Below are 18,995 nucleotides of genomic sequence, written 5' to 3'. Positions count from 1 at the left end.
CTCAGTTGTACGTCATGGGTACGACATCGACGTCCCGGTGACGTCCCGGCGATCAGCCGTCAGCCGTCAGCCGTCAGCCGTCAGCCGTCAGCCATCCGCCCTCTGTCATACCTTGCCGGGAATTTGAGCGGCGTACCGGCGTTCCGCCACTACGAGACCGGCGCGGTCTTCGGCAAGGTCGTCATCCGCGTGGCCTGAGCGCGGCCGCCGCACGCGCCAGGCTCTCCACACGCTCCCAGTCCTTCGCCGCGATCGCGTCCTCGGGCAGCATCCATGTCCCGCCCACGCACCCGACGTTGGGGAGTGCGAGGTACTCCGGCGCGTAGGTGGGGCCGATGCCTCCCGTCGGGCAGAACCGTGCCTGCGGCAGTGGTCCGGCCAGCGACTTGAGGTATGCCGTGCCGCCCGCCGCCTGCGCCGGGAAGAACTTCATCTCACGCACCCCGCGCTCCAGCAGCGCCACCACCTCCGACGTCGTGGACACCCCCGGCAGGAACGGCACCCCGGACGCCTTCATGGCATCGAGCAGTACGTCGGTCCAGCCGGGGCTGACCAGGAAGCGGGCGCCCGCGGCCACACACTGCGTCACCTGCGCCGGCGAGATGACGGTGCCCCCACCGACCACCGCGTCCGGCACCTGGGCGGCGATCGCCCGGATGGCGTCGAGTGCGACGGGCGTCCGCAGGGTCACCTCGATCGCGGGCAGCCCGCCCGCGACCAGCGCCCGCGCCAGGGGGACGGCGTCCTCGACCTCGTTCACCACGACGACGGGGACCACGGGGGCGAGGTCCAGCAGGGAGGCGGCCGGAACGGAGGGCAGCGGTGAGGTCATGGCCTCATCGTGCCCTCGTCGTTCAACATGCGCAAAGAGCGTTGCGCATGTTGCAACAGCCGTGAGTGTTGCTCAGTTTGCAACAACCGCCTTTAGTGCACCTCGTTCACCAGCACATCCAGCGCCCAGGCCGTCCCCGCCCGCGCGGGCGCCTGCGCCTCCACCTCGTACCCGAGGTCCCGCAAGGCCTCCACCAGCTCCGCCGGATCCGCGGGCGCCGTGCCCGCTGCCAGCAGACTCCGTACGATCCGTCCCTTCGTCGCCTTGTTGAAGTGGCTGACCACCTTCCGAGTGGGCGCGTGCAGCACCCGTACCGTCGCCGTCCGCCCGGCGACCTCGCCCTTCGGCTTCCACGCGCCCGCGTACGCCGAGGACCGCAGGTCGAGCACCAGCCCGTCCCCGGCCGCCTCGGGGAGCGCGGTGGCCATCGGGGTACGCCAGTGCGCGCCCAGCGCCCCGAGCCCCGGCAGCTTCACCCCCATCGAGCAGCGGTACGACGGGATCCGGTCCGTCACCCGGACCGCGCCCCACAGCCCGGAGAAGACGAGCAGCGAGCGGCCCGCGCGCCGCTTGGCCGCCGTGTCCAGCGAGGCCAGGTCCAGGGCGTCGTACAGCACCCCCGTATAGATCTCCCCGGCCGGGCGCGCACCCGCCGTCCGCAGCTCCGTGTTCTTGGCGATCTCGCCGCGCAGGCCCTCACTCAGCCCGAGCACCTCGCGGGCCTTCTCCTCGTCGCCGGCGCACAGCTCGACCAGCTCGTCGAGGACCGCCCGACGCGCCTCGGTGAGCCCGGGCAGGGACAGCGACTCCAGCTTCAGCGCGGTTCCCCGCCCGGAGGGCGCCTTCCCTTCGGAGGGCGGCAGCAGCACGAGCACGGTGGTGTTCTCCTAACGGTGGGTGTGGCCCGCCGCCAGCCTAAAGGGTCCTCCCGGGCCTCGAAGGCGCTCGGGACGCCGCCCCGACATCCGGACATCCCGACATCCTTACATCGGGACGCTCGGGGTGCCGCCCGCATGCGCGCGACCTACGCTCGACCCATGCCCCGCCGCCACATCCGCGCCACCTGCGTACCGGGGGCTCCCCTGCAGGCCGCCCTGTGCGCCCTGCGGACCGAGCTCGGTGTGCCCGAGAGCTTCTCGCCCGGCGTACTCGAGGAGGCCGCCCGGCCACCCCGCCTGCCCTCCTACGACGCGACGGACATCCCCCTCTTCACCATCGACCCGCCGACGTCCACCGACCTCGACCAGGCGATGCACCTGTCCCGTCGGGAGAAGGGCGGCGGCTACCGCGTCCGGTACGCGATCGCCGACGTCGCCGCCTTCGTGGCCCCCGGCGGCGCCCTGGACGCCGAGGCGCACCGCCGCGTGACGACCCTCTACTTCCCGGACGAGAAGGTCCCCCTCCACCCGACCCGGCTCTCCGAAGGCACCGCCAGCCTCCTCCCCGGCCAGACCTGCCCGGCCGTGCTCTGGACGATCGACCTGGACACGGACGGCCGCACGGAGGCGGTCGACGTACGCCGGGCCGTCGTCCGTAGCCGCGCCAAGCTCGACTACGCGCACGTGCAGAAGCGGATCGACGACGGGACGGCGGAGGAGCCGCTCGCCCTCCTCAAGGACATCGGGGTGCTGCGCGAGCGCCTGGAAGTGGAGCGCGGCGGCATCTCTCTCAACGTCCCCGAGCAGGAGATCGTCGAGAAGGACGGGACGTACGAACTCGTCTGCCGTGCCCCGCTCCCCGCCGACGCCTGGAACGCACAGATCTCCCTGCTCACCGGGATGGCGGCGGCCGAGCTGATGCTCGCGCACGGCACGGGCGTCCTGCGCACGCTGCCCGCCGCCCCCGACGGCGCGGTCGGCCGCCTTCGCCGTACGGCCAAGGCCCTGCGCATCGAGTGGCCGCACCACGTCTCCTACGCCCAGCTCATCCGCTCCCTCGACCCGCACCGGCCGCACCACGCGGCCTTCCTCCAGGAGTGCACGACGCTGCTGCGCGGCGCGGGCTACACGGTGTTCCGGGACGGCGCCCTCCCGGACGTCACCTCCCACGCCGCCGTGGCCGCGCCCTATGCCCACTGCACGGCCCCCCTGCGCCGCCTCGCCGACCGCTACGCCACGGAGATCTGCCTGGCCGCCGCCGCGGACGAACCACCCCCCGACTGGGTCCTCACCGCCCTCGACCTCCTCCCCAAGGAGATGGCCGAGGGCTCCCGGCGCGCGGGCACGGTGGAACGCGGGTGCGTCGACATCGTCGAGGCCGCGCTGCTCAAGGACCGGGTCGGTGAGCTCTTCGAGGGCTGCGTGGTGGACGTACAGGAACGTGAACCGACCGTCGGCACCGTCCAGTTGGAGTCCCCGGCGGTCTTCGCCCGGATCGCGGGCGGCACGGTGGCGCTGCCGCTGGGGGAGCGGTTGCGGGTACGGCTCACCCAGGCGGACCTGGGGGCGGCGAAGGTGCGGTTCGCCCCCGCGTGAGTCGTTCCTCTGCTGCGGGTGGGTGGGGGCCGGTCGCGCCCACGCGGCGGAGCCGCACGCACCCCACAGCGCGAGAGCGGCCTGCGCCCCGCCAAGGTCGCCTCGCTCGTGGGCTTCGCGGACCAGGCACATCTGACGCGCTGGTTCCGCAGGGTGCTGGGGGTCACCCCGGCGGCGTACCGGGCGAGCGTGTCGGCGACGGCGTAGCGCAACACCGTTCAAGACGGGGGCGCCGAGGCGGCCGAGACTGCCCCTATGACTGCACGCGGCTGGTTCCTGTTCTCCCTGATGGGAGTGGTCTGGGGCATCCCCTACCTGATGATCAAAGTGGCGGTGGACGGCGTGTCCCCGTCGATGGTGGTGTTCACACGCTGCGCGGTGGGTGCCGTGCTGCTGCTCCCCTTCGCGATCCGCCAAGGGGGTGTCACCGGCCTCACCCGGAGCGTACGGACCCACTGGCGCCCCATGCTGGCCTTCGCGTGCATCGAGATCATGGTCCCCTGGTGGACCCTGACGGACGCCGAGCGTCATCTGTCCAGCTCCACGGCGGGCCTGCTGATCGCGGGGGTACCGATCGTCGGCGTGGCCGTGGCCCGGCTCTTCGGCGACACGGAACGCCTCGGCGCCCGCCGTATGACGGGCCTGGCCCTCGGTCTGTCCGGCGTCGCGGTCCTCACCGTCCCGCATCTGACCGGCGGCGACGCCCGCTCGCTCGCCGAGGTGCTGCTGACGGTCGTCGGCTACGCGACCGCGCCCGTGATAGCCGCCCGCCACCTCAAGGACGTCCCCTCGCTCCACCTCACGGCCCCCTGCCTGACCCTGGCGGCGCTGGTCTACGCCCCCGCGGCGGCCGCCACCTGGCCCACCTCGACCCCGTCTCCCCAGGTCCTGGCCTCCCTTGCCGGCCTCGGCGTCATCTGCACCGCGATCGCCTTCGTGGCCTTCCTGGAACTGATCAAGGAGGCGGGTCCGACGCGGGCGACGGTCATCACGTACGTCAACCCGGCGATCGCGGTGGCGGCGGGCGCCGTCTTCCTGGACGAGAGCCTGACCCCCGGCGTCCTCGCAGCCTTCGCCCTCATCCTGGCGGGCTCGGTCCTTGCGACGGCGACGGCGACGGCCGGACCGAGGCGGGCCGCGCGCCCGGTACCATGGTCCACACGGCAGACGAGCCGGGCGGACGGCCGCGTGGAGGTTCTTGTGGACCTTCCCGAGGAACGTCCGGGCTCCACAGGGCAGGGTGGTGGCTAACGGCCACCCGGGGTGACCCGCGGGACAGTGCCACAGAAAACAGACCGCCGAGAGCTCCGGTTCTCGGTAAGGGTGAAACGGTGGTGTAAGAGACCACCAGCGCCTGAGGTGACTCAGGCGGCTAGGTAAACCCCACCCGGAGCAAGGTCAAAAGGAGCGCCGTAACAAGCGCTCTGCGCGGACGTTCGAGGGCTGCCCGCCCGAGTCCGCGGGTAGACCGCACGAGACCGGCGGCAACGCCGGTCCTAGATGGATGGCCGTCTCCCCGGCCGCCGCGAGGCGCCCGGGCGACAGAACCCGGCGTACAGCCCGACTCGTCTGCCGCCACCTGCGGCTTTGCCTCGGAAAGGGCCTCTGACCTGTGTCGGAGGCCCTTTCCGATCTTTCGGGGGCTTGCCGTGTCAGGCGGCCAATGCCGAGGCCCCGCGACGAGCTGGCGCAACCGAGTCCGTGGAAGCGGGGACCGCCCACGTGGTGGGCTCCGTCGTGCCGCGGTGGCACGACGGAGTGAGCGCGCAGGTGCTTGCGGTGGACTACCGGCGGATCGTCGGGCTAGTGGAGGACCAACAGGCCGACGGCGAGGGCGTGTCGCTAAGTACGGTCAGCGCCGGGAGCTTCCCTAGGCCTACACGACGTGCCCGCCCCGCCGCAGGTAGCCTCATCATGTGCTCCCGGAGAGGCCGGCAAAGTGGCGCGGCACTTCGCTTGGCTCGGCCAGGTCGAGGGCGCGTAGTGCGAGCCACTGGTCATGGATGGCGCTGGGGGACCGTAGAAGCGAGCGTTTGAGCAGTGCTTCGCTACGTGTCAGGCGCTTGCGTACGGCGGATGTCGAGATGGACAGTGCGGTCGCGGTGGGGCCGATGCGTGCGTCGAGGCGCAGCCAGGTGGTGAGGGTTTCCGCGATGCATGCTGGGACGTCGGGCGCGGTGACGGGACGGAACTGTTGTTGGGCCCACGCCCCGACGCGGGGCAGCGACAGGAGCTCGTCCAAGGTGGGCAACATTTCCCCCGCCCATGTGGCATCGCCCTCTGGCGGGGGCGGGATCTCTGCGGCGATGGTGCGCAGAGCGAGTGCCAGTGCGGCTTGGTCGGCGAGCCGATGCAGGTCTAAGCCGAGCAGTTCTTGGATGCATGTCAGGCGCGCGCTCAGGGTGTTGCGGTGAATATTCAGGTGGGCCGTCGCACGGGAGTAGAAGCTGAGCCATGACGCGGCGGTGGCCAGCAATTCCGCGCTGTCGGGGTCCTGGGCCCGCCTGGCGCGGTGGGTACGGATCGGTGAGAGGAAGGCCTCGGCCCAGGTCGCTGCAGCGGGCCCGATGGTCGGTGCCAGGTCGGGGTTGGCCGCGAACGAGGCCTGCCGTTCGGGGCGGCCGCGTGCGGCGGCGAGAGCATGGAAGGCCTGAGCGTAGCCGGTGGCGGTTTCCCGCAGGGGCACGGCACTGCTCTCTCCGATCCAGCAGGAGGCCGCCAGCTCAGGGGGCCAGACCGGTGCCGGGGCGCCGTCACCGGGCGCAAGCATGAAGAGGTGGTCGGCGTACACCGGGCACGGCACGATCCATGCGCCTTCGGCCACATCGGTCAGTTCCCCGACCAGTTGGCCGCGAACCCTCGGCGGACCTTCGATGACGTACACCCGCACCATCGCGGGCAGAGCCGGGCGCAGCGCCTTAGCGATCTGGCGCGCGGCGGACGTATGGCCGTTCAGCAGCAAATGCAGGACTGCTTCGCGGGTCCCGGCTTCGGCGATCCTCAGTCGGCGCTGCTGCCGCCGGGTGTGTTCCGCCAGCCAGCTCAGACTCAGCACGGATGTGGCATCCGCAAGCAGGAGCGGCAGTTCAGGTGGTGCCGGCCGGGGCACAACGGCAGCGAGAAGGGGCGCGGCGGCACCCCGCGATCCGTCGAGGGGAAGGACGATGCAGGTGAGTCCGTCCTGGTCGATGGCAACGGACCCCAGCCGCCGCTCGGCTAACTCTCGCGCACCGCGCAGCGCGAGACCACGCTCGGCGTCGCCGAGGGGAGCGTGGGGCGGGTGGGCCGGAGTACCCGCAGAGTTCATCAGAAAGACGGTGGCGCCGGTACGGCCCGCCAGCCAGCGAAGCACAGGCCCGGTGCCGCCCTTGCGGGCGGCACGCTGCATATCCAGCACGTCGTCGGCCCGTCGAATCCGTCCGACAGCCGCCGTGTCCGCACGCAGATCACCGTGCATGTCGCCCCCCGAGAATGAGGCACCATTCAGCGGCCGGTCAGCAGCGTCTTCAGCTCGCCCGCGAGCGGCCCGTCTGCGAGCAGGCCGCGCGTCGGCCGCTCGATAACCGGTGGGCCGTGGTCCACGCCGGCGACCGTGTGCGCGTACGGCGCGATCCGGGCTGCGATCTGCTCTGCCCGAAATGTCCCCATGCTGCGCAGTAGCTTCTCGCCTTCCGCGATCGTCGTGACGCACGAGGGTTCCCGGCAGGGCGAATACCAGGGAACCCTCGTCTATCCCGTTACAAGCCGTCCGCGGTCACCACACCGAGGCGACCGGCGACTCCACGTCGCCGTAATAGCCGTACTTGCCGTTGATAGTGGCCCAGAAGCCCACCCGCACCACGTACGCGCCGGTGCCAGGGTTGAAGTTCTGACCGTCGTCGCTGATCCAGATGGCGTCGTTGGTGCCAGGCCCGTACCAGCCCATGCAGTGGTAGTCGTGCACATAGGACCAGCCACCGAGGCCGTCCGACTTCCACAACTGCGCGCATGGGAAGACGGCCGGGTGGTCGGGGCCGCTGCCAGGGTCGAGCGTGACAGCGATGCGGGCGTAGAAGCCACTCCCGTTGTTGCCCAACTGGTCCTCGATGCAGGAGTCCAGGTGGATACCGTAGCCCTCGTAGGCGAAGCTGTCGTCTTTGGTGTGTTCGGAGCGGCAGCCCCAGTTGCTGGTCGCCGCCGAAGCGTTGCTCGTGCCTGCCACGACGCCGCCCAGCGCCAGCGTCCCCACCATGGCCGCGCGCGCTATCCGGCTGATCTTCTTCACAGAATCCCCCATTTCCCCAGGCCGCCTTGTGACAGCCGGTGACAATCTTCGGTGGTCGTCATTGCGTGCCGGTGCCGACCCCGATGCCAGTGAGCACCGTGGCGGCGACGAGGCCGACGCGGGCTATGTGGCTCATCTTCAAGGTGCGTTCCCTCCCCGTCAGTCTCCGGCGCTGTGCCGGAGGTCTCTTCGTCTGTGTATGAGTCTGCGGATGTTGACATCAACGCGACAATGTTCTCGGTCAGGTCCGGACGGATCCGGTTGCCCCGGCTGGGCAGCGGGTCTTACAGGGGGGAACGGCATGACGGAGGCACAGCCACGCCCAGGAGCGTGTGAGCCAGCGGAAAGTGTGGCCGGCTACATTCACGACCTGCGGGCGCTGAAGGTGCGGGCGGGTCAGCCGTCCCTGCAGGAACTGCAGCGGCGCAGCGGCGTCGCGCGCAGCACTTTGTCCGACGCACTCAACCCGCGTCGCCGTGAACTCCCGCGGTTGGAGGTCTGCCTCGCCCTCGTCCGCGCCTGCGGCGTGACACCGGCGGAGGAGGCGCAATGGCGGGCGCGGTGGCAGCACATCGCTCAGGCCCGCGAGGCGTTGCGCGCTATGCCGTCGGCCGGCGTGCCCGACCTGGCTGTCCCTGCGGGGTCGGCCGTACCGCAGCAACTGCCTGCAGCGATACGGCACTTCACCGGGCGCGCCCGCGAGCTCAAAGAGCTCGACGCGCTGCTGGGCAATCAGATGCCCGGTTGCGGCACGGTCGTGATCTCGGCGATCGCCGGCACCGCCGGGGTGGGCAAGACCTCGTTGGCCCTGCACTTCGCGCACCGCGTGGCCCACCGCTTCCCCGACGGCCAGCTCTTCGCTAACCTGCGCGGCTTCGACCCCGCTGCCGCCCCGGTCGACGCCGCCGGCGTGGCGCGCGGCTTCCTGGACGCGCTCGGCGTACCGGCCCCTCGCATCCCGCCCGACTCGGAGGGACAACTCGCGCTCTACCGCAGCCGACTGGCCGGCACCCGTACCCTGATCGTTCTCGACAACGCCCGCGAGGCGGAGCAGGTGCGCCCGCTACTGCCGGGCTCGGACCGCTGCCTGGTGCTCGTCACCAGCAGAAACCGGCTCTCCGGCCTGATCGCCCTGGACGGCGCCGTTCCGCTCCCCCTCGACGTGCTTTCCCGTGAGGAGGCGCGCGAGTTGCTCTGCCGTCGGCTTGGCCCCGAGCCCGTCCTGGGCCATCCGGACGCGGCCGACGAGCTGATCGAGCTGTGCGCCCGGCTGCCGCTGGCCCTGAACATCGCTGCCGCACGCGCCTGCGACCACCCCGGCATCCCGTTGAGCGTCTGGGCGGACGAACTGCGCGACACCCGCGCCCGTCTGGACCTGCTCGCGGCCGGCGACGGCTACGCCGATGTCCGGGCCGTGCTCTCCTGGTCCTACGGCGCCCTGGCCCCGGAGGCCGCCCGGCTGTTCCGGCTCCTCGGTCTGCACCCCGGGCCGGATATCAGTGCCGCCGCGGCGGCTAGCCTCGCGGGTCTGCCGCTGCCCCGGACCCGGGCCCTCCTGGACGACCTCCACCGCGCCCATCTGGTCACCAGGCAGGGCCGTGAGCGGTACAGCTTCCACGACCTGCTGCGCGCGTACGCCATCGAGCAGGTCGACGCGCACGACTCCACCGGCGTGCAGGCGGAGTCGACGCTGCGGATGCTCGACCACTATCTCCACACCGCGTACCGGGCGGGTTCCCTCGCCTACGCGGACGAAGCCTCCTGGCCGCCTTTGGACCTCGCGGAACGGTCCGTCGGGGTGACGCCCGAGGTCCTGACCGATCGTCAGCAGGCCCTGACGTGGTACCGGGACGAGCAGACGGTGCTCGACCAGACCGTCGCCCGGGCCCGGCAGGAGGGGTTCGACGATCACGCCTGGCAGCTCGCCGGAACGCAGGTCTCCTACCTGCTCAAGTCGGGACTGTGGCAGCAGTGGCAGCAGGTCAGCGAAATCGCGCTGGCCGCCGCCGAGCGAACCGGGGAACTCGACCGGCAGGCCCATGCCCACCGCTGGCTCGGCCAGGTACACCGCTCCCAGGGCCGCCAGCCCGAAGCCCATGTCGAACTGCGGCGCGCCTTCGACCTCTTCGGCCAGGTCGGCGACCGCACGCGCCAGGGCAGGACCCAGATTGACATCGCCATCGCCTACGGCGAGGAACACGCCTACGCCGAGGCCATCGCCGAGGCACGCTTGGCGCTGGAGCTGTTCGAGGCTGTCGACGACCCCTCCGGACAAGCCACCGCCCTCAACAGCATCGGCTGGTACCTCACCCTCCGCGGTGAACCCCGGAAAGCGCTCCCGTACTGCCGCCGGGCGCTGGAACTGTCCCGCGCCTGCGGAAACCTGCCCGCCCAGTCGTCCACCCTGGACAGCATCGGCTTCATCCACCATCACCTGGGCGAGTACCACGAGGCGCTCCCCCCGTACCTCGAGTCCCTGCACCTGCGTCAGGCGATCGGCGACTACTTCCTCCAGGCCGAGATCCACACCCACATCGGCGACACCTATCTCGCGCTCGGCGACACCCTCGCAGCCCGCCGCTCCTGGAGGGCAAGCCTCGACATCCTGGACGACCTTCAGCACCGCGACGCCGACGCAGTCCGCGCCCGCCTGGACAGGCACCAGGACAAGAGCAGCTGACGGGTTGTACGGACTTCGGCGTAACATCCCTTTGCAGGAGGTGCATTTGAAGAACAATGTGATGGCCTCGGCGGACGCCGCGGGCCAGCCGATGGTGGCTGCCGATCCCTCCGCGGCGGTGCCGGACGAGGGCTTGATCGGTCAGTTGGTCGAACCGGCGGGTGCCCGTTTGTGCAGCTGGGGGCCCGGGCCAGGACCGGCTGCGTGCCACAACGACGCGACTCTCTCAAGGGTGCGGAAAGCACGATCATCGAGTGAAGCGTCCATTGTGTATCGCCGCAATGCTGCTGCTGTGCGGCACCGGGTCAGCATGTGCAAGCTCAGGCTCGTCCCCTGCCTCAACTGAAACATCCTGACGGCCGTTCAGAACGCGTCAGCCCTGCTGGCGGCCGTTGCCTCAGCCGACCCGCAGCATCCGTGCCCGGCACATCTCCTGACGTGCCGGGCACGGAATCGTTCGTCAGCCGCCCAAAGAGTCGGTGGAGGCCCTTCGGCTGCGGGCGGTGGCCGCGCGGAGAGCGGGTCGGACTCGCGAGGATGTCGCGGCGGTGTTTCAGGTCTCACTCTCTGCGGGAAGCCCAGCCCCGGATCGCGAAAGAGGTGGGCCCGGTCATCGCGTGTGGATGACCGGGCCCGTGGGAGGGGGTACGAGGGAGACCTGGGGCGGTTACTTCATGTAGACGAGCCCGTCGGTGGTGATGGTCGGGCGCCCGGAAGTGCCCACGACGACGATCTTGATGGTGTGGGCGGAACTGGTGGACCAGTTCTTGGTCCACGCCACGTCCCGGTACTTGGTAGCGGTGGACTCCAGGTCGACGGTGGCCGTCTTGATGCCGTCGACGTAGACGTATGCCTGTCCGGAACTGCTGGCACGCGAGACTACCCAGGCTGCTGAGCGGCCGGTGAACTTCCAGGTGAGCGAGGCGTTCTTGGAACCGGAGGCGTAGGACTTGCCGCCCAGGTAACTGCTGGAGGACTTGGTGGTCCAGGTGCCGGTCTGGCTGGCCGAGGTCTCTTGGAGGATGACCGGGGTGGCCGTGGTGGTCGCGGTGGTGGTGTTACCGGCCTGGTCGCGGGCCGTCATCGACCAGGTGGTGGCGGTGCCGGAGTTCGAGGTCAGTGCAGTCGTGTAGGTGGCCGGGCCGTAGGTGTGCGCGGACGGCACCGTCAGGCGCACCTCCTTCAGCGCTGCGGTGTCGGTTGCCTTCCAGCCCAGGGCGACGGGAACGGCGGCGGGGTTGACGGTGCCGGTGTTCAGGGACACCGAGGGCTTGGTGGTGAAAGTAGGTGCGGTGGTGTCGGCAATGACAGTGGCGTCGGGTGTCACCGCGGTGCGGCCCGAGACGTGTACCGCTCGCACGGCGACGGTGTGGGGGCCCGCCCCCAGGGTCACAGGGGCGGAGGTGGCGGTCGGGCCGGCGGTGGCTGCGACCTTGCCGTCGACGAGCACCTCGTAGCGCTTGACAAGTGATGCTGGTGAGGTGATGGCCCAGTTCACCGTGAGTGGGCCCTTGGTGTAGGCGGTGGTGCCGACGACGCCGGCTTGACCGAAGGGCTTGAGTGCGAGTCCGGTGACAGGGCCGCCGGCGAGGGTGCGGATGCCGGGCAGGGAGGCGTAGAGCTTGTCGCCGGGGCACTCGGTGGAGTAACCGTCACGGTGCCCGGAGATCCGGTAGAAGCTGGCCGTCTGCCCGAGCTTGAACTTGCCGTTGTCCAGACCGGCCGTCAGATCGACCTCAGAGGCGGGGTCGTAGCCGTACTGGCCGAGCTTCCAGGCGGCCAGGCGTGCCACGGAGGCTTTGGCTGCAGAGGATGCGTCGATCGAGGAGTACTCACCCAGGACCGCGATGCCGGCGGTGTTGGTGTTGAAGCCCGGGGTGTGGGCGCCGATCACCGGCCGGTCCACACCACCCCCATGCGTTCCCCCGTGCCGCCCGTGAGGCGGCATCCAGTCGACCGTGGTCAGCGGTCGCCGTTGCCATGATCGCACAATCCTCGAACATATGTACGTCTATATGTCCGGGCGTGGGATGACAGCCGTACGGCGGGCCCTCCCCACTGGCTCGGCACCGACCAACCGACGAACGCAATGCCGGGGTGGGGCGCTGTACCGTGCGCCGTCTACCGCAGTCGGGGTGCGCCGAGGTGAACGGTGTCGCAGAACACCGGGGTCACATTCCGGCCGTGTGGGTCGGTGATCTGCACGGTAGCGCCATAGTCGGTGGGCGCGGGGTGCGGCGGCACCACCTCGATGCGTGGGTCGTCGTCGACCGGTATGGAGCAGGAACCGTCAGGGGCAGGGGACGCAGGGTAGAAGAGCGGGAAGTCGACCACGTTGCCGGGGCCCAGCATCAGGCGGACCGGCGCCTTCGCTTTCGGCTCCGACCAGACGGCCGGCCCTTTGCCCGCGTAAGCGTGAAGCTCCGGATAGCCGTTGAAGGCGCAGGACGCGGTGCTGGTGTTGGTCGCGCTCAGCAGGGCCGTCGGCGCCTTGCTCGACTTGTCGGAGAGGCGGGTCAGTGTCCATCGCAGCTGCTTGGTGCCGCATGCGGCACCTGGTCGGACGTCTGCCGAGGTCGAGGGCGACACGGTCGTCTGTGACGGTTCGACGGTCGGCGCCGTCGTCCGTGACGGCCCGGTGGTCGGCTGCGCGGCAACACGGTGTTCTGGACCGCAGGCTGCAGCAGCCACAACCACCCCCAGGCTGATCGCGCAGACTGCCGCTGTTCGCCGTGCCATGAGTACATCCGCCTGGTGGAGGCACCCCTGCAAAGGCCGTGTGCCCCCGCTTCTGACTCCCGGACAGGGAGATGCGCACGCCTCCTGGAAGGTTCCCAAGGCTGATTCCCCACGCCCATGCCTGAGCCATCTTCCGACCACCACGGCCCCCATGACAGGGCAGTGCCCGCAAGAAGCGCTCCCGCATCGCACAATGACTTGGGGATTCGCGCAATAGCGGCCAGACCTCCCGGCCGAGTGAGCCCGGCCAGGGTGTACTCGACGCCGAACCGGCGGCGCACGATCTCGGCGATCCGGGCTGGCGTCCAGCACTGGTCACTCCAGCCGAAGGCGGCCGGACCGGCATCCAACGCCGTGTCCAGAACGCGCAGTTGTCCCGGATCGAGCTTGCAGCGGGCACCGCCAGGCCCCTTGGAGGCCAGAACCTGCCGACCACCGGACCAGACGTGTTCGCGTACTTCGGCCCGGGCGGTGCGGACCGCCGGCCAACCTACTGCGCCACCGCCGGCGGGCCCGCGCCGAGGACCGCATCCGCGCCGTCCAGAACGCGACCTTCAGGGACCTGCGCCACTTCGCCGACGCCGTACTGGTGGCGTCGGGTCTGGAGCCGCGCAAGGTACAGGCGCGGATGCGGCACGCGCGGCTCGCCGAGACCTTGGACACCTACGGGTACCTGGTCTGGGAGGTGGACTGGGAGAAGGCCCCAGCCTCCTTTGGGGAGTTGTATGGCATCGCGGCACCGCCCGGTCTGCCGGAAGCTGCCCACACACCACGAGCCGATCGGGTGCCCCTGGGCCCAATCGCGCCCGGGCACGCGGGACGGCCGCAGCCCGGCATCCGCACCGACACCCGGTGACGGTGACGGTGACGGTGACGGATGATGCCGGTCCCAGCCGCAGCCGACTCCACGTTCCAGGCGCGCGCAACAACGATGTAGCCGACCGCGCGCGGCCGTGCACGCGTTGTGCACCGCGGTCCTCCCGGCTCGGCATATGCGCAGGTGAGCGGAGTCATCGACAGAGCGCTCGATAGTGCCCGGCGTACAGCCCGACTGGTCTGCCGCCGTCTGCGACTTTGCCTCGGAAGGGCCTTTGACCTGCGTCGGAGGCCCTTTCCGATCTTTCGGAGGCTTGCCCCGTCAGGCGGCGAAAAGTTCCTCGGAAGTCCCTCGGAGGTCCCTCGGAAGTCCCTCAGGCCATGACTGCCGCAAGTCGGCCCGTGCCCAAGGGCGGTGCGCCCCGAGATGCACCAGGTGAACAAGCGCCGCACCCTGGAAGGAAGGCAAAAGAGGGCATAGGAGCCAGTCGAACGGCCGCCGGAGGGGGCCCCGGTGGCCTGCCCCACTTCCTTCAGCATCTGGGCCCCGGCCTGGAAACCCTCTGGCAGCAACTGGGCAAGCCCCTCCCTCGACGCCGCCACCGTCGAACTGCTCATCCACCAGGCTCAGGAGGCCTTCGGGGACCGCCCGGTCGACACCCTCGCCGCCGAGCGCGACCGCGCCCAGATCGCTGTGCTGAAGGCCCTTGGCGAATCCCCGACGGCAGACGGCGCCTGATGTGTTCAAGAGTGGATCTGCCATGAATCTCGCATCGAACTTCGTACGCAGCGCCCGCGCTCACGCTGATCGCGCCGCGCTGCGTCTCGGGGACGACACCGTCTCGTATCGCACGCTCGACCAGGACAGCGCCCGCATGGCGGCACTGCTCCACGACCGCGGCGTGAAACCCGGCGACCGAGTCGCGATCATGCTGCCCAACACCCCGGAGTTCGCCATCGCCTACTTCGGCGCGCTCCGGGTCGGCGGCATCGTCGTTCCGATGAACCCCCTGCTCAAGTCCCGGGAGGTCGCCTACTACCTCGGCGACTCGGGTGCCCGGCTGTTGTTCGCCTGGCACGCCTTCGCCGACGAGGCGCGGACCGGTGCGCGGCAGGCCGGGGCCGACGCGGTCGTCGTCGATCCCAGCGGATTCGACGAGCTGCTCGCGTCCGGCCCATCGGCCGAGGACGTGATCGACCGGCACGAGGACGACACCGCGGTGATCCTCTACACCTCGGGGACGACCGGACAGCCGAAGGGTGCCGAACTGACCCACGCCAACCTCACCCGCAACAGCGACATCGTGGCCACCGAGCTGCTCCGGCTCACCGCCGACGACGTGATGTTCGGTGGGCTGCCCCTGTTCCACGCGTTCGGGCAGAGTTGCACGCTCAACGCCGCCGTAGCCTCCGGCGCGTGTCTGACGCTGATGCCGCGCTTCGACGCCGGGCAGGCGTTGCGGATCCTCGCCGCGCACCGGGTGACCGTCTTCGCCGGGGTGCCGACGGTATTCAGCAGGCTGTTGCAGCCGCCGGACCGGGACGCCTACGACGTCTCCCGGCTGCGGGTGTCCGTCTCCGGCGGCGCGGCGATGCCGGTCCAGGTTCTGCGTGACTTCGAGGCCGCGTTCGACTGCGTCGTGCTCGAAGGGTACGGGCTGTCGGAGACCTCACCGGTCGCCTCGTTCAGCCGCCTGGACGCCGAACGCAGGCCCGGCTCGATCGGCACCCCGATCCCGGGCGTTCGGATGCGGGTGGTCGACAGCAAGGGCCATGAGGTACCGCACGGCGAGACCGGCGAGATCGTGATCCGCGGGCACAACGTGATGAAGCGGTACTGGCAGCGCCCCGAGGCCACCGCCGAGGCGATCCGGGACGGTTGGCTCCACACCGGCGACCTCGGCCGGGTCGACCAGGACGGATACTTCTGGATCGTCGGCCGGGAGAAGGACGTGATCATTCGTGGCGGGTACAACGTGTACCCGCGGGAGATCGAAGACGTGCTGGACGAGCATCCCGCGGTGGCCGAGGCCGCGGTCGTCGGCCTGCCCCATCCTGATCTCGGTGAGGAGGTCGGCGCGGCGGTCGTTCTCAAGCGGGGTGCCTCCACCACGGCGGAGGAACTGCGTGCCTACGTCAAGCGCCAGGTTGCCGCGTACAAGTATCCGCGGAAGGTATGGATCGTGGACACGCTGCCGAAAGGGGCCACCGGCAAGATCCTCAAGCGGGAGATCGTCCCGCCTGCCGAGCCTGCCGAGCCTGCCGAGCGATCAGGCGACCGCGCCGGTCGGGATCGCTGAGGCGGCGGTCAAAGGGGGGTTCGCAGGAGAGGTGAGCCGAGGTACTGAACGGCCAGCAGCGCCACCTCCAGGTCGGGGCGCCGTTCGTGCAGTGGCCGCCCCAGGCTTTCCTCGGCCTTTCGGATGCGGTACTGCACGGTGTTCTTGTGCAGGATCTGACGGCTGGCGGTGGCGGTGTAGCTGCAGCCGGTGGAAAGGAAGGTCTGCAAGGTCTCCCGGAGTCGTGCGCAGTGCTCGTCGTCGACCGCCAGGGCGCCGAGCACGCTCCATACCCAGGCACGTATGTCGTCGATGTTCGTGCACATCAAGGCGATAGGAGCGACCTGGGCGTACGCGGTGACCCGGGCGCCCGGACTCGCGGCCATGGCCAGCTCCTGTGCGCGCAGAGCCTGGCGATGCGTGCGACGGAAACCTTCGACGCCGCCTTCCACGTCCCCCGCGGCCACCCGCGCGGTGGGGTCGCCGTCCTCGACCGCGCTCGACAGCGCGTCCCAGGAGACCTCGCGGTGCGAGCCGAAGGGTAGCCAGGCCCAGGACAGGGTCTCGTCCCGGGCGGCGAACAGCGGCCTGGCACCACAGTCGAGTTCTTCGGCGATCGCGCCGGCGAGCCGGTCGAGCCGGGCGAGTCCTTCGCCGCCAAGAGGCCGCTCGGGCAGCCAGAGAACCATCCCTACGTGGTGTTGACGCAGCCGGTAGCCGAGGGCTGATTCCGCCAGGTCGGGGTCCACCTGCTTCTCGGTGAGGATCTCTCGCACGCGTCCGGCGCGTACGGCGGTCCGGCTCAGCAACCAACGGTCCCGTTCGAGCTGGTAGATCTCGATGACTCGTTCGCTGACACGGTCGATGTATCCGAAGCTCACCTCCAGCATGCGCTGCGCGGTCGCCGTGGAGATGTCCTCGGTGGTGCCTTGACGGCGGAGCTCGTCAAGGCACCACCGCAGGAAACGGCAGTGACCGATCCGGTACGCCCTGATGAGCGCGCTGATGGGAACATTGCGCTGAGCCAGCCGTCGTGCATAATCCAATGCCGAGGCAGGCCCCTCAACATTCTCCAGCGGCGTGTCATTCTCAAAAACATGCAGCATTGTGGCGATGTTTTCCTCGACACTCGCTTTCAGAATGTTGAGGATTATTTCATCGCCCCTCAGTTGTGGGATTTCGGCAATCAGAAGCTCCCACACATCTCGGCTGACTTCCGAGGAGTGCATCGCCACGTTCGACGCCACGACCGACAGGTTCCTCGTGACAATGAGGCTGCTCGTGGCCATGGAATCACCTTACAGCGGTGGCGCCGACCGCTGCCATCCGGCACTTCCGGGCAAGATTTTCAGTCGGCGCCCAGTGCGCCGGCAGCGGCATGTCGCACATCGTCAGGGGGGAGTGGCCCTCCACTCTCGTTGCCCCACGCTTTTCTGTGCCCGACTGGTCACCGCGCGTGTATTGGGCCGTGGGCACCAGTTCCTTCGGAAAGTTCGTGTTCTGCGTCCGATGGCTGCTTCTCAGCTTTCTCCTAGCCTTATGCCGAGGGGGCTCCAGAGGGGTACGGAGGGGAATCCGGAAAGGAGCATCGGACGGATGAACGCGATACGCCAGGACACGATAACGCCCGTCGACCTCACCACGGTCGGCCCAGGGAACGGGCATCCGGTCGTCCAGCCCCCCGTGCTGGGCGGGTCGGAGCACACGGACTACTACCTGTTGAACGACCTGCTGGACGAGGAGCAGCAGGCTCTCCGCCAGAAGGTACGCGACTTCATGGACCAGGAGGTCATCCCGATCATCAACCCCTACTGGGAGCGCGCGGAATTCCCGCACGGGCTGGTCCCCAAGCTGGCGCAGCTTGGCATCGCCGGTTTGCAGATCCCGGGCTACGGGTGTCCGGGGATGAGCAATGTGACCGCCGGGGTGGTGATCCTCGAGCTCGCCCGTGGCGACCTGAGCATCTCCACCTTCACCGGTGTGCACTCGGCGCTGGCCATGATGTCGATCGCGCTGCTGGGGTCGGAGGAGCAGAAGCAACGCTTCCTGCCGCCCATGGCGCGCCTGGAGAAGATCGGCGCCTTCGGTCTGACCGAGCCCGCCCACGGCACGGACGTGGTCAAGCTGGAGACGATCGCGCGCAGGGACGGCGACGCGTACGTCCTCAACGGCCACAAGCGGTGGATCGGCAACGCGACCTTCGCCGACTACGTGATCATCTGGGCCCGCGGCGACGACGGCCACGTCGGCGGTTACGTCGTCGAGAAGGGCACCCCGGGGTTCGAGGCCGAGGTCATCACCGGCAAGACGGCGCTGCGCTGCGTGCAGAACGCGCAGATCTCCCTCACCGACGTCCGCGTGCCCGCCGAGAACCGGCTGGCGAACGTCCACACCTTCCGGGACACCGAGAAGGTCCTGCTGGCCTCGCGCTTCTGCGTGGCCTGGGAGTCGATCGGTGCCGCCGTCGCCGGTTACGAGACCGCGCTGGCCTACGCCAAGGAGCGCAAGCAGTTCGGGGTACCGCTGGCGTCCTTCCAGCTTGTCCAGTACCGGCTGGCGCGGATGCTGGCGGACGTCACCGACATGGTGTGCATGCAGTACCGGCTCAGCCAGCTCATGGACGAGGGCAAGTATTCGATGCCGCGGGTCGCGCTGGCCAAGATGCACTACACGGAACGCGCAAGCGCCATTCTCTCCGACGCCCGCGACATGCTCGGCGGCAACGGCATCCTGCTCGACTACAACGTGGCCCGGCATCTGTGCGACATCGAGGCCATCGACACCTACGAGGGCACCGACACGGTGCAGGCGCTGATCGTCGGCCGCGACATCACCGGATACAACGCCTTCGTGCCCATGTCCCCCGACCACTAGTGCCCAGGCCGGACACGCGGCGGAAGAGGAACCAGCT

The 18,995-nt window shown here is 69.6% G+C and carries 14 protein-coding genes, 1 other RNA gene and 3 pseudogenes; 9 read left to right on the top strand and 9 right to left on the bottom strand.

Translation table 11 applies throughout. From position 1 onward, the window contains the following. Positions 1–181 precede the first annotated feature (181 nt). Both eda and yaaA read right to left on the bottom strand, forming a co-directional pair. Positions 182–832 (bottom strand): bifunctional 4-hydroxy-2-oxoglutarate aldolase/2-dehydro-3-deoxy-phosphogluconate aldolase, encoded by a 651-nt coding sequence (gene eda / locus OG747_RS12710; RefSeq protein ID WP_405879425.1) that lies wholly within the window; start codon positions 830–832, stop codon positions 182–184. Positions 833–924: 92 nt separating this feature from the next. Next, complete coding sequence (yaaA, locus tag OG747_RS12705; protein ID WP_405879424.1) at positions 925–1,707, bottom strand: peroxide stress protein YaaA; 783 nt, start codon at positions 1,705–1,707, stop codon at positions 925–927. Positions 1,708–1,869: 162 nt separating this feature from the next. Between yaaA and OG747_RS12700 the strand changes: the two genes are divergently transcribed. The 4 genes and pseudogenes from OG747_RS12700 to rnpB all read left to right on the top strand — a co-directional run bounded on the left by OG747_RS12700 (position 1,870) and on the right by rnpB (position 4,878). Continuing rightward, the gene (locus OG747_RS12700) at positions 1,870–3,306 is read left to right on the top strand and encodes an RNB domain-containing ribonuclease (RefSeq protein WP_405879423.1); all 1,437 of its coding nucleotides are present in this window, start codon (positions 1,870–1,872) and stop codon (positions 3,304–3,306) included. Between the two features lie 72 nt (positions 3,307–3,378). Then, positions 3,379–3,513 (top strand): annotated as a pseudogene (locus OG747_RS12695) (helix-turn-helix domain-containing protein); the annotation flags it as partial. 48 nt (positions 3,514–3,561) lie between these two features. Beyond that, positions 3,562–4,350, top strand: a pseudogene (locus tag OG747_RS12690) (DMT family transporter); the annotation flags it as partial. Between the two features lie 124 nt (positions 4,351–4,474). Further along, positions 4,475–4,878: RNase P RNA component class A (gene rnpB, locus OG747_RS12685), an RNA gene on the top strand. 340 nt (positions 4,879–5,218) lie between these two features. Here the strand turns inward: rnpB and OG747_RS12680 are convergent. From OG747_RS12680 to OG747_RS12670, 3 genes are all read right to left on the bottom strand, one after another. Continuing rightward, positions 5,219–6,763, bottom strand: coding sequence for a helix-turn-helix domain-containing protein (locus OG747_RS12680; protein WP_405879422.1), 1,545 nt, complete (start codon positions 6,761–6,763; stop codon positions 5,219–5,221). 26 nt (positions 6,764–6,789) lie between these two features. Further along, positions 6,790–6,954: a hypothetical protein gene (locus OG747_RS12675; protein WP_405879421.1), complete on the bottom strand. Its 165-nt coding sequence runs from the start codon at positions 6,952–6,954 to the stop codon at positions 6,790–6,792. A gap of 106 nt (positions 6,955–7,060) precedes the next feature. Continuing rightward, positions 7,061–7,582, bottom strand: coding sequence for a hypothetical protein (locus OG747_RS12670; protein ID WP_405879420.1), 522 nt, complete (start codon positions 7,580–7,582; stop codon positions 7,061–7,063). Positions 7,583–7,919: 337 nt separating this feature from the next. Between OG747_RS12670 and OG747_RS12665 the strand changes: the two genes are divergently transcribed. After that, positions 7,920–10,250, top strand: a complete 2,331-nt coding sequence (locus OG747_RS12665; protein WP_405879419.1) for an ATP-binding protein — start codon at positions 7,920–7,922, stop codon at positions 10,248–10,250. A 667-nt stretch (positions 10,251–10,917) separates the two neighbouring features. On the opposite strand, the pseudogene OG747_RS12660 reads toward OG747_RS12665, so the two are convergent. The 3 genes and pseudogenes from OG747_RS12660 to OG747_RS12650 form a co-directional block, all read right to left on the bottom strand. Then, positions 10,918–12,162, bottom strand: a pseudogene (locus OG747_RS12660) (N-acetylmuramoyl-L-alanine amidase); the annotation flags it as partial. Between the two features lie 209 nt (positions 12,163–12,371). Continuing rightward, the gene (locus tag OG747_RS12655) at positions 12,372–12,839 is read right to left on the bottom strand and encodes a DUF4232 domain-containing protein (RefSeq protein ID WP_405879418.1); all 468 of its coding nucleotides are present in this window, start codon (positions 12,837–12,839) and stop codon (positions 12,372–12,374) included. After that, a complete protein-coding gene (locus OG747_RS12650; protein WP_405879417.1) occupies positions 12,767–13,339 on the bottom strand; it encodes a winged helix-turn-helix domain-containing protein in 573 nt (190 codons plus the stop codon). The genes OG747_RS12655 and OG747_RS12650 overlap by 73 nt, the downstream gene beginning before the upstream one ends. Before the next feature lie 239 nt (positions 13,340–13,578). On the opposite strand from OG747_RS12650, the gene OG747_RS12645 reads away from it, so the two are divergent. The 3 genes from OG747_RS12645 (at position 13,579) to OG747_RS12635 (ending at position 16,105) form a co-directional block, all read left to right on the top strand. Next, a complete protein-coding gene (locus tag OG747_RS12645; RefSeq protein WP_405879416.1) occupies positions 13,579–13,845 on the top strand; it encodes a hypothetical protein in 267 nt (88 codons plus the stop codon). Positions 13,846–14,319: 474 nt separating this feature from the next. Next, positions 14,320–14,544, top strand: coding sequence for a hypothetical protein (locus OG747_RS12640; protein WP_405879415.1), 225 nt, complete (start codon positions 14,320–14,322; stop codon positions 14,542–14,544). 22 nt (positions 14,545–14,566) lie between these two features. Beyond that, on the top strand, positions 14,567–16,105 hold the full coding sequence (locus OG747_RS12635; protein WP_405879414.1) for a long-chain-fatty-acid--CoA ligase: 1,539 nt from the start codon (positions 14,567–14,569) through the stop codon (positions 16,103–16,105). An 8-nt stretch (positions 16,106–16,113) separates the two neighbouring features. Here OG747_RS12635 and OG747_RS12630 read toward each other — a convergent pair whose 3' ends face one another. Beyond that, positions 16,114–17,373, bottom strand: a complete 1,260-nt coding sequence (locus OG747_RS12630) for a PucR family transcriptional regulator (protein ID WP_405879413.1) — start codon at positions 17,371–17,373, stop codon at positions 16,114–16,116. Positions 17,374–17,680: 307 nt separating this feature from the next. Between OG747_RS12630 and OG747_RS12625 the strand changes: the two genes are divergently transcribed. Beyond that, the gene (locus tag OG747_RS12625) at positions 17,681–18,958 is read left to right on the top strand and encodes an acyl-CoA dehydrogenase family protein (RefSeq protein WP_405879412.1); all 1,278 of its coding nucleotides are present in this window, start codon (positions 17,681–17,683) and stop codon (positions 18,956–18,958) included. The last annotated feature ends 37 nt before the right edge of the window (positions 18,959–18,995 follow it).

Origin of the sequence: Streptomyces sp. NBC_01384, from assembly GCF_045040035.1 — a bacterium.
In the GTDB taxonomy this organism is placed as follows: Bacteria; Actinomycetota; Actinomycetes; order Streptomycetales; family Streptomycetaceae; genus Streptomyces.
This window is presented reverse-complemented; position numbering and strand designations above follow the sequence as displayed.

What these genes read in the sequence shown, in the direction of transcription:
- eda (WP_405879425.1), bottom strand. Translation starts at nt 832, where the DNA reads ATGACCTCACCGCTGCCCTCCGTTCCGGCCGCCTCCCTGCTGGACCTC.
- OG747_RS12700 (WP_405879423.1), top strand. Translation starts at nt 1,870, where the DNA reads ATGCCCCGCCGCCACATCCGCGCCACCTGCGTACCGGGGGCTCCCCTG.
- OG747_RS12680 (WP_405879422.1), bottom strand. Translation starts at nt 6,763, where the DNA reads ATGCACGGTGATCTGCGTGCGGACACGGCGGCTGTCGGACGGATTCGA.
- OG747_RS12675 (WP_405879421.1), bottom strand. Translation starts at nt 6,954, where the DNA reads ATGGGGACATTTCGGGCAGAGCAGATCGCAGCCCGGATCGCGCCGTAC.
- OG747_RS12670 (WP_405879420.1), bottom strand. Translation starts at nt 7,582, where the DNA reads ATGGGGGATTCTGTGAAGAAGATCAGCCGGATAGCGCGCGCGGCCATG.
- OG747_RS12635 (WP_405879414.1), top strand. Translation starts at nt 14,567, where the DNA reads ATGAATCTCGCATCGAACTTCGTACGCAGCGCCCGCGCTCACGCTGAT.
- OG747_RS12630 (WP_405879413.1), bottom strand. Translation starts at nt 17,373, where the DNA reads ATGGCCACGAGCAGCCTCATTGTCACGAGGAACCTGTCGGTCGTGGCG.
- OG747_RS12625 (WP_405879412.1), top strand. Translation starts at nt 17,681, where the DNA reads ATGAACGCGATACGCCAGGACACGATAACGCCCGTCGACCTCACCACG.